Source organism: Rhodococcus sp. GB-02, from assembly GCF_053470465.1.
The window spans coordinates 2,679,658-2,692,358 of sequence record NZ_JBPUKE010000001.1 but is presented as its reverse complement, the minus strand read 5'-3'; the positions used below and the strand labels follow the sequence as shown (position 1 = coordinate 2,692,358).

The window sequence follows — 12,701 nt, the reverse complement described above, 5'->3', positions numbered from 1 at the left end:
GATCGAGAATCTACTTTGCCGCCTTGATCGACCACGGATGCGGTCCGGCGGTGTAGTACCCGTCCTGGTTCGGGAATTCGACGCGCAGCGTTTCCTCGTCGGTGATCAACGTGGGCAGGATGACGGGGATCTCCGGCTCGGCTGCGAGTATCTCCGCCACCGAGCTGAACTTGGCCAATTCGGTCAGCTGACTCCACGTCGGCGGCAACAAGATGCTGCCGCCCTCACGCCAATGCGCAAGAGCATCCTGCGGGCTCTGCCAACGGACCTCGGCGGCCTCGGAGGTGACTCCGTCCGCAATCTGTCCGGTCGGTGACGCTGCGACGAAGAAGCGGGTGTCGTAGCGGCGGGTCTCGCCCACCGGCGTGATCCAGTTCGCCCACGGCCGCAGCAGATCCGTTCGCAGGACCAGGTTCTCCTTTTTCAGGAAATCACTGAACGACAGCTCGTGCTTTTCGAGGGCAACCCTGTCCTGCGCGTAGCCGGCCGTGTCCGCGACGACCGTGTCGGCCGTGGGGCCGGCAAGCAGGACGCCGCACTCCTCGAATGTTTCCCGAACCGCAGCCAAGACGAGGGCCTTCGCCCGAGCCACATCAGTGCTGAACCGCTCGGCCCACCACTCGACCGACGGGCCGGCCCACTCGACCTCGGCAGTCGCGTCGGACTTGTCGACCCCGCCGCCGGGGAAGACTGTCATGCCCCCGGCAAACGCCATCCCCTGTACTCGTTGAAGCAGGAAGATTTCGATACCGGATTCGGCATCGCGCACCAGGATGACGGTCGACGCATCCTTGGGCTCGGGGACAGCACGTGCATTCTCGTTAGCCATGCTTCGCGAACCTACGCGATCTGTGATCTGGGCCGCATTTCAGGTCCCACTGAAGCTCACGCGCGATGAGCTCCGGACGGCCTCGCGCGGCGGGCGAAGTACCGGCCGTCCGCCTTGTCGAGACTGATGGACTGGCTGAATGCCGCGCTCAGATTTTCGGCGGTGATGACGTCGTCCAGAAGCCCCTGGGAGACGACCTCACCTTCCTTGAGAAGGAGTGCGTGAGTGAATCCCGGCGGGATTTCCTCGACGTGATGGGTGATCAGAACGGTTGCCGGGGCGTCCGGATCGGCAGCCAGTTCTGCGAGTCTGGCCACAAGTTCCTCACGGCCACCGAGGTCGAGCCCGGCGGCGGGCTCGTCCAGGAGAAGAAGTTCGGGATCGGTCATCAAGGCTCGCGCGATGAGGACGCGCTTGCGCTCACCTTCGGAAAGCGTCCCGTACGTCCGATCCGCCAGATGCTCGGCGCCGAGGCTTTCGAGCATCTCGACAGCACGCGAGGTGTCCATGGATTCGTACTCCTCACGCCACCGACCGAGGACGGCGTAGCCCGCCGACACGACGAGGTCGCTGACCTTCTCGTCGCCGGGAACGCGGTTCGCCAACGACGACGAGGACAGTCCGATTCGCGGGCGCAACTCGTTGACGTCGACCTTGCCGAGAACTTCACCAAGGAGGTGGGCAGAACCACTGGTCGGGAAAGTTTCACCGGCAGCTATTCGCAGCAGCGACGTCTTGCCCGCGCCGTTGGGTCCGAGCACCACCCATCGCTCGTCGAGCTCCACTTTCCAGGTGACGGGGCCCACGAGAGTGGACCCTCCCCGGCGGATGAGTACGTTGTCGAAATCGATGAGCAGATCTGGATCAGGTAGCGGCACCCGAACATCTTCCCGCACATTCTCCGGCCGTTCACGGCAGGATCATCTTGCGTGTCGCCTCTCATCGAAACTCACACCCCGACGCCCGGGTCTCCGTTCCCCCTCGGCGCCCACATCGTGGACTCCGGAACCCAGTTCGCGGTCCACGCACCGGCCGCGTCGAGCGTCCACGTCTGCCTGATCGACGAGGACGGGAACGAAGATCGCGTAGAACTTCGGCAACACACGTACGGAATCTGGCACGGAATCATCGCCGGGATCGGTGCGGGGCAGCGATACGGAATCCGGGCGAGCGGCCCGTGGAATCCTCGCGCCGGGCTGAGACTGAATCCACACAAGCTGCTCGTCGATCCGTGGGCGCGCCGCATCGAGGGGGATCTCGGTGATCACCGTGCCCTCCTGTCGTACGCCGACGATCCCTTCGGCGACCCGTCGACGCTCGACTCGCTCGGCCACGTGCCACTGTCCGTGGTGACTCCAGGCCTCGTGCCCGCCGCCGCCCGCCTCGAGACGCCGTGGGAGGAAAGCGTGATCTACGAGCTGCATGTGGGCTCGTACACCGCCACGCATCCAGGAGTTCCCGCAGCCCACCGCGGAACGTACCTCGGTCTGACCGCGCCGGCTGTGATCGATCACCTCGTCGCACTCGGCGTCACCGCCGTGGAACTGCTTCCCGTACAGGCGTTTCTGACCGAACACAGCGTCCGCGAGCGAGGGATGCGCAACCACTGGGGTTACTCGACGGCGTCGTACTTCGCCCCGCATCCCGGATACGCGGCAACGCCGGGCAGCGAAGTCACCGAGTTCCGGATCATGGTCGACGCACTTCACGCGGCAGGTATCGAGGTCATCCTCGACGTCGTCTACAACCACACCTGCGAGCAGAGCGTCGACGGAATCAGTGTCAGCTGGCGAGGTTTGGATGGTCCCGGCTACTACCTCCTCGACGGCGACGGCCGCGACATCGATCTCACCGGGTGCGGCAACACGGTCGACGCCTGCTCCCCCATCGCCGTCCGCATGATCACCGACAGCCTCCGTTACTGGGCCACCGAAATGGGTGTCGACGGCTTCCGATTCGATCTCGCGAGCGCGTTGGGTCGACCGCGCGGCGGCGGCTTCGACCAGCGCGCTTCAATCCTGTCGGCTATCTCCTCCGATCCGGTACTGACACGGTGCAAGCTCATCGCCGAACCGTGGGATGCGACCGCCGACGGCTACCAGGTCGGAAACTTCGGACTCCAGTGGTCCGAATGGAACGACAAGTACCGCAGCACCATTCGCCAGTTCTGGAACGGCGGCTCCAGCGTCCGGAAGGTCGCGTCGCGCCTCGCCGGTTCCGAGGACATCTTTGCCGGCAGCGGCCGCCGCCCCTGGGCGTCGATCAACTTCGTCACGGCGCACGACGGGTTCACCGCTGCCGATCTCGTGGCATACAACCACAAGCACAACGAGGCCAATGGCGAAGACAATCGTGACGGCGCCGATCACAACGATTCGTTCAACCACGGAATCGAAGGCCCGAGCACCGATCCCGAGATTCAGGACGCCAGGGCACGTCACGTACGGGCGCTGCTGGCCACTCTCGTGCTGTCGACAGGTACACCGATGCTCACCGCCGGAGACGAGTTCGGCCACAGCCTGGGCGGGAACAACAACGCGTATTGTGTTCCCACACTTGCCTCCCCAGCCGATTCGTGGGCACTGGACTGGACGAGCGCCGATCAGTCGTTGGTGCAGTTCGTCTCCCGAGCGTTCGGATTACGCCGAGCGGCACCGGCGTTGCGTCAGCCCGAATTCTTCGAGGGCAGAAGGAGACTGGAGCACCCGGACCTCGTCTGGTTCGACTCTGCCGGCGTCGAGTTCGACGACACCGCATGGTACGACGAGAGTCACCGAACGCTGCAGGCCTGGATCGACGGAGCCGACGTTCGGTCTCACACTCGGACCGGGCGCCCGCTCGGTGACGACAGTTGGCTCCTGATCCTGCATTCCGGCGGACCGGTTCAGGTCACCGTCGGCACTCCGGAATGGTTCGACGGCACCTTGACTGCATCGTTCGATTCGGCGTCACCGACCGGCGAACCTACCTCCACGGCGGAAGTTCCCGTCGGCACCGAGATCTCGTTGACCGGCCCCACGGTCTTGGCCTTACGTTCGGTGTCACGTCCGCCGGTCACCGCTGCTGTCATGGAATCCGGCAGCACCTTGATCAGGAATTGAATGGTCGGTCCGATTCCGAAGGCGTACAACACGGTTCCGACGCCAACGGTTCCACCGAGAAGCCATCCGGTAGCGAGGACCGCGATTTCGATGCTGGTACGCACAAGCCTGACCGACAGGCCGGTGCGAGCGACCAGTCCTGTCATCAATCCGTCGCGGGGACCCGGCCCCATGCCTGCCCCGATGTAGAGAACGCTGGCCAGTCCGTTGAGGAGGATTCCCGCGACCATGATCGCGGCGCGAACTGGCATGGAATCAAAGACCGGCAAGAAGGCCAGTGAAGTATCCACCGAGATTGCAATGACAACGACATTGGCGACCGTGCCGAACCCTGGCCGCTGACGGATCGGAATCCAGAGCAGCAGTACCACCGCACCGGTAATCGCAGTGATCACGCCGAAACTGAGCGAAACATGCTCGGCCACACCCTGATGAAACACATCCCATGGGTCCAGTCCGAGGCCGGCAGTGATCATCATGGCCATCGAGAAGCCGTACAACCACAGACCGACGAACAGCGAGGCGAATCTCCGTATCAACACTCGACCATCTTGAAGGCCACTGGACTGTTCATCCATAGCCAAGTTGCCGACACTGGACTGGTCGGGTGAGGTCTCTACGGAACCGCGATGACTGTCACGGAGCCTGGTGCCACCTCTGTGAACCCTGCATCACGAACCGCGACGGCCTCCGACCTCTTCAATCGACCTACTGCCTCGGCCCACTGTTTCGGACTTGCGTCGCGTACCGAGCAACGGAAGTCGTTCTGCGCCCACGCCCAGCACTGTTTCTCGGACATGGCCGCTGCCAACAACATCGAGGCATGCCCGACCTGTGCCGACGCCTTGCCTACCGTCATCTCGAGCGCCGAGTCGATCCACAGCACCGGAAGGCCAGGCTCGGGCTCGCCAGGCTCGTCGTGCTCGAGGTCGGTGCCACCGATCTGCAACTTCTTGATTCGCGGGTCCAGTTCTCCGACCGGCCCGGGAACCAGAGCCCGCGCCTGGGCACCATCCACGTCGACGGTGATTCCCGGTACCTCTTGCGCGGCGAGCCACTGGGCTCCACGCGCTCGGCGAGACACTTTCCGGATCCGGGCACCCACCCACGCCGAATAGTCCTCGTGCCACGGGCCGGGCTCCCCGTCTTCGGTGAACCCGACGCGTTCGTCCAGGCACAGCGCCACTGCCGCCGTTGCGGCAGCCTCGAGCAGTGCAGTGCGCTTCGGCGGGTCTGCCTTCGGGATGTGGAGAATGATCGGCATCGCCAACACCAGCGCCGGATCCGCGGGATCGTTTCGCCCACCGTACCCAGCGGCCAACACCGCGTGGCGCTCGCGCCAGCGAGAATCGGGGCCGGACTTCACAGCTGGATCGGAACTGACTGCTGGATCGGAACTCATGGAATCGGTACGCGTCGTACGCCACCGTCGACGGCGTCCGCAGCCTCGACCTCGTCGCGGGTCACACCGAGAATGAACAGCACGGCATCGAGGAAGGGATGCGACAAAGCCGCGTCCGCGACCTCCCGCAACGCAGGCTTGGCGTTGAACGCCACACCCAGACCTGCAGCGTTGAGCATGTCGATGTCGTTGGCGCCGTCACCGACGGCGACGGTCTGTTCCATCGGCACACCGACCTGATCGGCGAACTTGCGCAGCGCGACGGCCTTCGCCGCGCGGTCGACGATTTCACCGATCACACGTCCGGTCAGCTTGCCGTCGACGATCTCGAGGGTGTTGGCGTGCACGAAGTCCAGTTCGAGTTCGTGTGCGAGGCCTTCGATGACCTGGCGGAAACCGCCGGACACCACGCCGCAGTGGAATCCGAGGCGGCGCAGGGTGCGAATCGTGGTGCGCGCACCCGGCGTCAGTTCGATGCTCTCTGCCACCTCGTCGATGACGGAGGCGTCGAGACCGGCGAGTGTCGCCACACGCTGGTGCAGTGATTCGGTGAAGTCGATCTCGCCGCGCATTGCAGCTTCGGTGACGGCGCGGACCTCGTCCTCGACTCCGGCCTTCGCGGCGAGCATCTCGATGACCTCGCCCTGAACGAGCGTCGAGTCCACGTCGAACACGATCAGACGCTTTGCCCGGCGAGCGAGACCTGCGCGCTCGACCGCGATGTCGACGTTTTCGAGTGCGGCAACCTCGGCGAGTCCGGTGCGCAGCTTCGCGTCGCCGTCGACGGTATCCGCCGCACTGACGCTGAGTTCCAGACCGGTGACGGGATAATCGGCGACACCACGGATGGAATCGATGTTGGCGCCCTGCTTCGCGAGTTCGCGTGCAACCGATCGCATAGCGCGAGCATTGACCGGGCTGCCGAGAACGACTACCGCGTGGGTGGACACCGCGGGCCGTCCGGGATCGGCACCGATTTCGATGTCGACGTTCATTCCGACCGTCGCCATCGCCTGTTCGAGTTCTTCCTGAAGGGCTTCGGGATCGTTCGGGCAGGCCACCATGACGCCGAGTGTCAGTCGACCTCGAATCACCACCTGCTCCACGTCGAGTAGACGCACATCGTGCCGCGACAGTGCCGCGAACAGTACCGAGGTGACGCCAGGGCGGTCCGGCCCGGTCACAGTCACCAGAACAGTGGTGTCAGAGGCACCCACCGAAAACTCCGATCGTTTCTTTGTTCGCGTCTTGATCGTCACTATTGTGCCAAGCGAAAGGCCCCACCCGTTACTCGGGCGGGGCCTTTTGCTGGTTACTTCAGTGTGTTACTTCGCTCAGGAGCGGCTGTCGGTGCCGGGGTCGCCTTCGTCCCCGACTGTCAGCGGCTCGTGACGAGCATCTTCGAGCACGGTGCTGGCGTTCTTCCCACCGTGGCCCGGGCCGACGTGCGCTTCCGCGCGCATCCGCTCGACCATGTGCGGGTAGTGCAGCTCGAACGCCGGACGCTCGCTACGGATGCGCGGCAACTCGGTGAAGTTGTGACGCGGCGGCGGGCAGGTGGTCGCCCACTCCAGTGAGTTTCCGTAGCCCCACGGATCGTCGACGGTGACCACTTCGCCGTAGCGGTAACTCTTGAAGACGTTCCAGATGAACGGAAGCGTCGAGGCACCGAGTACGAAAGCGAAGATCGTGGACACCGAGTTCAGAACCGTGAATCCGTCCGTGGGCAGGTAGTCGGCGTAACGGCGCGGCATGCCTTCGGCACCGAGCCAGTGCTGGACGAGGAACGTGCCGTGGAAACCGACGAACGTGGTCCAGAAGTGCCACTTGCCGAGGCGCTCGTCCATCATGCGGCCGGTCATCTTCGGGAACCAGAAGTAGATACCGGCGTACGTGGCGAACACGACCGTACCGAAGACCACGTAGTGGAAGTGGGCGACGACGAAGTAGCTGTCCGTGACGTGGAAGTCGAGCGGCGGGCTCGCGAGGATGACGCCAGACAGACCGCCGAAGAGGAAGGTGATCAGGAAGCCGATCGAGAACAGCATCGGCGATTCGAAGGTCAACTGCCCCTTCCACATCGTTCCGATCCAGTTGAAGATCTTCACACCTGTCGGCACGGCGATCAGGAACGTCATGAACGAGAAGTACGGCAGGAGAACAGCGCCGGTTGCGTACATGTGGTGAGCCCACACCGCGATCGACAGAGCGGCGATGGCCAGCGTTGCGTACACCAGGCCGCTGTAGCCGAAGATCGGCTTACGGCTGAAGACCGGGAAGATCTCGGAGACGATGCCGAAGAACGGCAGCGCGATGATGTACACCTCGGGGTGACCGAAGAACCAGAACAGGTGCTGCCACAGGAGCACACCGCCGGTTGCCGGGTCGAAGATGTGGCCACCGAGATGGCGGTCGACGAACAGGCCCATGAATGCAGCGGTCAGCAGCGGGAACGCCAGCAGGATCAGGATGCTGGTGATGAAGATGTTCCAGGTGAAGATCGGCATGCGGAACATGGTCATACCGGGTGCGCGCAGGCAGATCACGGTGGTGACCATGTTGACGCCACCGAGGATGGTGCCGAGGCCGGCGACAGCCAGACCCAAGACCCACAGGTCGGCGCCGACGCCGGGGCTGTGCAGCGCGCTGGTCAGCGGCGTGTATGCCGTCCAACCGAAGTCTGCTGCGCCACCGGGCGTGACGAATCCGGCCGTCGTGATGATCGCGCCGAACAGGTACAGCCAGTAGCTGAACGCGTTCAGACGCGGGAACGCAACGTCGGGTGCACCGATCTGGAGCGGAAGAATGTAGTTCGCGAAGCCGAAGACGATCGGGGTCGCGTACAGCAGCAGCATGATCGTGCCGTGCATGGTGAACAGCTGGTTGAACTGTTCATTGGAAAGGAATTGCATGCCGGGTACAGCAAGTTCGGCACGCATCATCAGTGCCATGAGGCCACCGATGAGGAAGAAGGCGATGGAAGTCGCCAAGTACATGATTCCGAGCACCTTGGGATCGGTGGTCGTGATCATCTTGAAAATGAATGAGCCCTTGGGTCCCTGCCGCGGCGGGTAAGGCCTGGCCGGCGCTATCGTGGGGACTGGCTGGGGCGCTACGGCAGTCACTGATCCTCCTGAATGTGCCTTTGGTCGCTCCGCAGACTCCGTCAAAGAGCCCTTGGTTGCGCCCGCAGGGTCCGTCGCCCGGGCTGCGGACAACGGCTTCTGGCTTGCGCTCATCGAATCGTAGACCGTGACTCCGAGGCACCGCGACCCGGTCCTACTCTGCGTCGTACTCGAGCATCCGTTTTTCACGGCACCGAACGAACGACCTGCGGTTTATGTTCCCTCGGGAGTCCGAACCCACTTCCCAATCGGCGTGTCGTACCCGTCGAAGAATTCGGCCGGTGTCCGTTTTCGGCCAACTCCTCCACTGATAAGGTCACCCTCGCCTAACTCATCTCAGGAGTCAATAAGTGAAATTCTTTCCCCGCCGGGCCGCGCTGGTAGCGGTCGCAGCCTCGATCGCCTTGGTCGTTCCGGCCTGCTCGAGTAACGACGAGCCCGCTGCAGCCACCACCTCGACCGAGTCGGGCGCATTCCCCCGCACCGTCGAGCACTTCCGTGGAAGCACCGAAATCCCGGCTGCACCCCAGCGGATCGTCGCGCTCGACAACAGCTTCACCGACTCCGTCCTGCTCCTCGAATCCCCGCTCGTCGGCTATGTCGACTACCGCGAGCCCGGTCTACCCGACTACCTCGGATCCTCCCGGGAGGAATTCGCCGCGGACGCCGTCTCGGTTGGCACGGTCAGCAGCGCAAGCCTCGAGAAGATCGCCGCACTGCAGCCCGACCTCATCATCTCCGCCGAGGTCCGCGACGGGAAGAACTACGACCAACTCTCCGCAATCGCGCCCACCGTCTTCACCCAGACGACAGGCCCGACGTGGAAGGACAACATTCGCCTGGTCGGTGAAGCCCTCGGCAAGGAGTCTTTGGCCGAGTCAAAGATCACCGAGTACGAAACCCGAGCGGCCACCGTCGGCAAGGAAATCAACGAGAAGGCCGACAACCCGGTCGTCTCGGTGGTCCGATTCGCCGGTGAACCGACCGCACGCCTCTACCGCACCACCTCGTTCAGCGGCATCGTTCTTCAGGACGCGGGACTGAAGCGCCCGGACAATCAGGGACCCGACCCCGCCGACGCCGGCAACATCATGATGAAGATCAGCCCCGAGCTGATCAACGAAGCCGACGCGGACGTCATCTTCATCAGCACCTGGCAGGACGCCGAAGGCAAGAGCGCCGAAGCTGCGAAGCCGTTCCTCCAGAGCCCGCTGTGGCAGACCCTTCGAGGACGCAAGGTCGACGTGGACGATTCACGTTGGATGTCGCCGGTCAGTATCCAGGGCGCGCACATGATCCTCGACGACCTCTCGGACACGTTCGAGGTGGACAAGCAGAACAGCTGAGTCGAGCAGCTAACCTGAACGGCGCCCGCTCACACAGGAAGCCGTCGACTTGTCTGTTCTCTCACGCACGACCGCCCGCACGTCCATTCGTCGTGTCTCGATCCTGGGGATCGCCGCCACGATGCTCGTCCTCGGTGGTTGCTCGTCCGACTCGTCGGACGATCCCGCGAGCACCATCGTCCGGACCACTACGTCGATCGCCGGTGCCGGCGTGATGGGCATCGAACGCGACACCGCCACCGCGTGCCCGACGCCGACGCAAGCCGACTCGGGAGCGGGCCCCGAGGTGAAGCGTCGAGTCGTACACACTGCGGGTGAAACCGAGGTTCCTTCCGATCCCCAACGGATCGTGGTCCTCGACAGCGTCTCGATGGACGCCGTGTGCGCCCTCGGCCTGTGGGAGCGGGTAGTGGGCGCCGCGACCGGTGTCGACTCACCTCAACCGTCGTACCTGGGTTTCGGAATCTCGGAGATTCCGAGTGTCGGCCCCGTGAGCGCACCTGACGTCAACGCCGTGAAGGCCGCCGCGCCGGACTTGATCCTCGGGTCCAGTCCGGCGTCCGACGGCTTGTACGGGCAACTCGACGCCATCGCCCCCACGGTGTTCGCGGGCTCGGATCCCGTGTACTGGAAAGCGCAGTTCGCCCTCGCCGGCCAGGCACTGGGCCGTTCGTCCGCGGCTGCGACGGAGCTCGACCGCTACCAGCAGGACGTCGTGCAGCTCGGCGACGCATTGAATGCATCGCAGACGCAGGCATCAGTGGTTCGGTTCGGTTCGAAGGACCTGCAGATCGAGGGCCCTGCATCCTTCGCCGGACAGATCCTCAGCGACGTCGGCGTCCGGCGCCCACCGGCGCAGCGATTGACCGATGCGACCACGGCACCGATTCCGGCCGACGATCTCAGCGCCGCCGAAGGGGACTTGATCTACGTCCTCTTCGACGGGCCGAACGGTCGTAGCTACGGCACCGAGGTCATGAAGAGCGACCAGTGGCAGGACCTCGCCGCTGCCACCGACCGGCGCGTGTTCGTAGCGGAAGACGACATCTGGAACGGAAACGGGATGACTGCTGCCCGTGCCGTATTGGCGGACTTGAAGGGAACCTTGAACGGATATGCGAGCTGACTGGAACGAACCACAACTCCGACATTCGAAGCGGTTCGCCCCAGCTGTGAAGTTCGGGTTCTGATCATGCCGATCCCCGAATTCATTGTTGCACTGCGCGAGAAGGTCGGTCATGCGCCGCTCTGGCTGTCCGGAGTGAGCGTCGTGATCCGCGACGACGACGGTCGGGTCCTGCTCACCCGCCGCGCCGACAACGGTCAGTGGGCCGTCGTGTCCGGCGTTCTCGAGCCTGGGGAGGAACCGTCGGCGGCGGCGGTGCGCGAGGCGAAGGAAGAAACCGGCGTCGACGCCGAATTGGTTCGGATCACGAGTGTCGATGTCACAGAGCCCATTACGTACCCCAATGGTGACGTGACTCAGTACCTCGACGTGTGTTTCCTGGCCAGGTGGACCGGCGGAGATGCACACGTGGCGGACGACGAAAACCTCGAGGTCGCGTGGTTCGCGCCGAGCGAATTGCCGTCGGACATGACGGAAACCTCGCGTCTGCGCCTCGCAAAAGCGTTGCTGGACAAGCCGGAAGCGTGGTTTCAGCGCTAGTCCACTCCCCCATACATGACCGAAGCCCGATTCCCGCGTGTGCAGGAGTCGGGCTTCGGTGTGTAGGGCGCTCTAGAAGTCCCGAGCGGGTCGCTCTAGAAGTCCCGAGCGGGTCGCTCTAGAAGTCCCGAGCGGGTCGCTCTAGAAGTCCCAGTCGTCGTCTTCGGTGTTGACGGCCTTGCCGATGACGTAGGAGCTTCCCGAGCCGGAAAAGAAGTCGTGATTCTCGTCCGCATTCGGTGAAAGTGCCGACAGGATAGCCGGATTGACGTCCGTCTCGTCCTTCGGGAAGAGGCCTTCGTAGCCAAGGTTGTTGAGCGCCTTGTTGGCGTTGTAGCGCAGGAACTTCTTGACATCCTCGGTCAGGCCGACACCGTCGTAAAGGTCCTGGGTGTAGTCGACCTCGTTCTCGTAGAGCTCGAAGAGCAACTCGAACGTGTAGTTCTTGAGCTCTTCACGCTCGGCCTCGGTGAGCTGTTCGAGGCCCTTCTGGTACTTGTAGCCGATGTAGTACCCGTGCACGGCCTCGTCGCGGATGATGAGGCGGATGAGGTCTGCGGTGTTGGTGAGCTTGGCTCGCGAGGACCAGTACATCGGCAGGTAGAAGCCGGAGTAGAAGAGGAAGCTTTCGAGGAGCGTCGAGGCGACCTTGCGCTTGAGCGGGGACTCGCCGTTGTAGTAGTCGAGAACGATCTGCGCCTTGCGCTGCAAGTTGGGGTTCTCCTCCGACCAGCGGAACGCGTCGTCGATGTCCGGGGTGGAGCACAGCGTCGAGAAGATCGAGCTGTAGCTCTTGGCGTGCACCGATTCCATGAAGGCAATGTTGGTGTAGACCGCTTCTTCGTGGGGGGTAATCGCGTCCGGGATGAGGCTGACTGCGCCGACGGTGCCCTGAATGGTGTCGAGCAACGTCAGACCCGTGAAGACACGCATCGTGAGCTGCTTCTCCTGAGCGGTCAGCGTTCCCCAGGACGGGATGTCGTTGGAGACCGGCACCTTTTCGGGCAGCCAGAAATTGCTGACGAGGCGATCCCACACCTCGGCGTCCTTCTCGTCCTGGACGCGGTTCCAGTTGATGGCGGAAACGCGACTGACCAGCTTGACCATAATTCCTACCTAGCGAGAGAGATACTGCCGAATGTTGGCTTGCCTGAACACTACCCGTTGTGTCGGGTCCACGATGCCAACACAACAACATGTGTCGCACGCGCCCCTCCACAAGCATAAACAAT

At 63.5% G+C, this 12,701-nt stretch carries 10 protein-coding genes and 1 pseudogene; 4 read left to right on the top strand and 7 right to left on the bottom strand.

The features are described 5' to 3' along the window. Positions 1-10: 10 nt before the first annotated feature. Together ACSW29_RS12765 and ACSW29_RS12760 are read right to left on the bottom strand one after the other, a co-directional pair. Complete coding sequence (locus ACSW29_RS12765) at positions 11-829, bottom strand: NUDIX hydrolase (RefSeq protein WP_230812783.1); 819 nt, start codon at positions 827-829, stop codon at positions 11-13. 56 nt (positions 830-885) lie between these two features. Continuing rightward, positions 886-1,707, bottom strand: a complete 822-nt coding sequence (locus tag ACSW29_RS12760) for an ABC transporter ATP-binding protein (RefSeq protein WP_003944728.1) — start codon at positions 1,705-1,707, stop codon at positions 886-888. A gap of 51 nt (positions 1,708-1,758) precedes the next feature. Here ACSW29_RS12760 and glgX point away from each other — a divergent pair. Then, positions 1,759-3,801, top strand: a pseudogene (gene glgX, locus ACSW29_RS12755) (glycogen debranching protein GlgX); the annotation flags it as partial. On the opposite strand, the gene yczE reads toward glgX, so the two are convergent. The 4 genes from yczE to ctaD all read right to left on the bottom strand — a co-directional run bounded on the left by yczE (position 3,714) and on the right by ctaD (position 8,457). Beyond that, the gene (yczE, locus tag ACSW29_RS12750; RefSeq protein WP_448277439.1) at positions 3,714-4,508 is read right to left on the bottom strand and encodes a membrane protein YczE; all 795 of its coding nucleotides are present in this window, start codon (positions 4,506-4,508) and stop codon (positions 3,714-3,716) included. The pseudogene glgX and the gene yczE overlap by 88 nt on opposite strands. A gap of 38 nt (positions 4,509-4,546) precedes the next feature. After that, complete coding sequence (locus ACSW29_RS12745; RefSeq protein WP_448277371.1) at positions 4,547-5,332, bottom strand: peptidyl-tRNA hydrolase; 786 nt, start codon at positions 5,330-5,332, stop codon at positions 4,547-4,549. Then, positions 5,329-6,549: a phosphoserine phosphatase SerB gene (gene serB, locus ACSW29_RS12740; RefSeq protein ID WP_020969288.1), complete on the bottom strand. Its 1,221-nt coding sequence runs from the start codon at positions 6,547-6,549 to the stop codon at positions 5,329-5,331. Before serB ends, ACSW29_RS12745 begins: the two co-directional genes overlap by 4 nt. A 117-nt stretch (positions 6,550-6,666) precedes the next feature. After that, positions 6,667-8,457 (bottom strand): aa3-type cytochrome oxidase subunit I, encoded by a 1,791-nt coding sequence (gene ctaD / locus ACSW29_RS12735; RefSeq protein WP_448277370.1) that lies wholly within the window; start codon positions 8,455-8,457, stop codon positions 6,667-6,669. 350 nt (positions 8,458-8,807) lie between these two features. On the opposite strand from ctaD, the gene ACSW29_RS12730 reads away from it, so the two are divergent. The 3 genes from ACSW29_RS12730 to ACSW29_RS12720 all read left to right on the top strand — a co-directional run bounded on the left by ACSW29_RS12730 (position 8,808) and on the right by ACSW29_RS12720 (position 11,469). Continuing rightward, a complete protein-coding gene (locus ACSW29_RS12730) occupies positions 8,808-9,803 on the top strand; it encodes an ABC transporter substrate-binding protein (RefSeq protein ID WP_448277369.1) in 996 nt (331 codons plus the stop codon). Positions 9,804-9,852: 49 nt separating this feature from the next. After that, a complete protein-coding gene (locus ACSW29_RS12725) occupies positions 9,853-10,929 on the top strand; it encodes an iron-siderophore ABC transporter substrate-binding protein (protein WP_448277368.1) in 1,077 nt (358 codons plus the stop codon). A gap of 66 nt (positions 10,930-10,995) precedes the next feature. Continuing rightward, positions 10,996-11,469, top strand: coding sequence for an NUDIX hydrolase (locus ACSW29_RS12720; protein WP_448277367.1), 474 nt, complete (start codon positions 10,996-10,998; stop codon positions 11,467-11,469). A 141-nt stretch (positions 11,470-11,610) separates the two neighbouring features. Here the strand turns inward: ACSW29_RS12720 and nrdF are convergent, their stop codons facing one another. Beyond that, the gene (gene nrdF, locus ACSW29_RS12715) at positions 11,611-12,576 is read right to left on the bottom strand and encodes a class 1b ribonucleoside-diphosphate reductase subunit beta (protein ID WP_230812777.1); all 966 of its coding nucleotides are present in this window, start codon (positions 12,574-12,576) and stop codon (positions 11,611-11,613) included. Positions 12,577-12,701 lie beyond the last annotated feature (125 nt).

Bases quoted from the DNA above. Each gene is read 5' to 3' on its own strand.
- ACSW29_RS12765 (WP_230812783.1), bottom strand. From the start codon at position 829: ATGGCTAACGAGAATGCACGTGCTGTCCCCGAGCCCAAGGATGCGTCG.
- yczE (WP_448277439.1), bottom strand. From the start codon at position 4,508: ATGGATGAACAGTCCAGTGGCCTTCAAGATGGTCGAGTGTTGATACGG.
- ACSW29_RS12745 (WP_448277371.1), bottom strand. From the start codon at position 5,332: ATGAGTTCCGATCCAGCAGTCAGTTCCGATCCAGCTGTGAAGTCCGGC.
- ACSW29_RS12720 (WP_448277367.1), top strand. From the start codon at position 10,996: ATGCCGATCCCCGAATTCATTGTTGCACTGCGCGAGAAGGTCGGTCAT.
- nrdF (WP_230812777.1), bottom strand. From the start codon at position 12,576: ATGGTCAAGCTGGTCAGTCGCGTTTCCGCCATCAACTGGAACCGCGTC.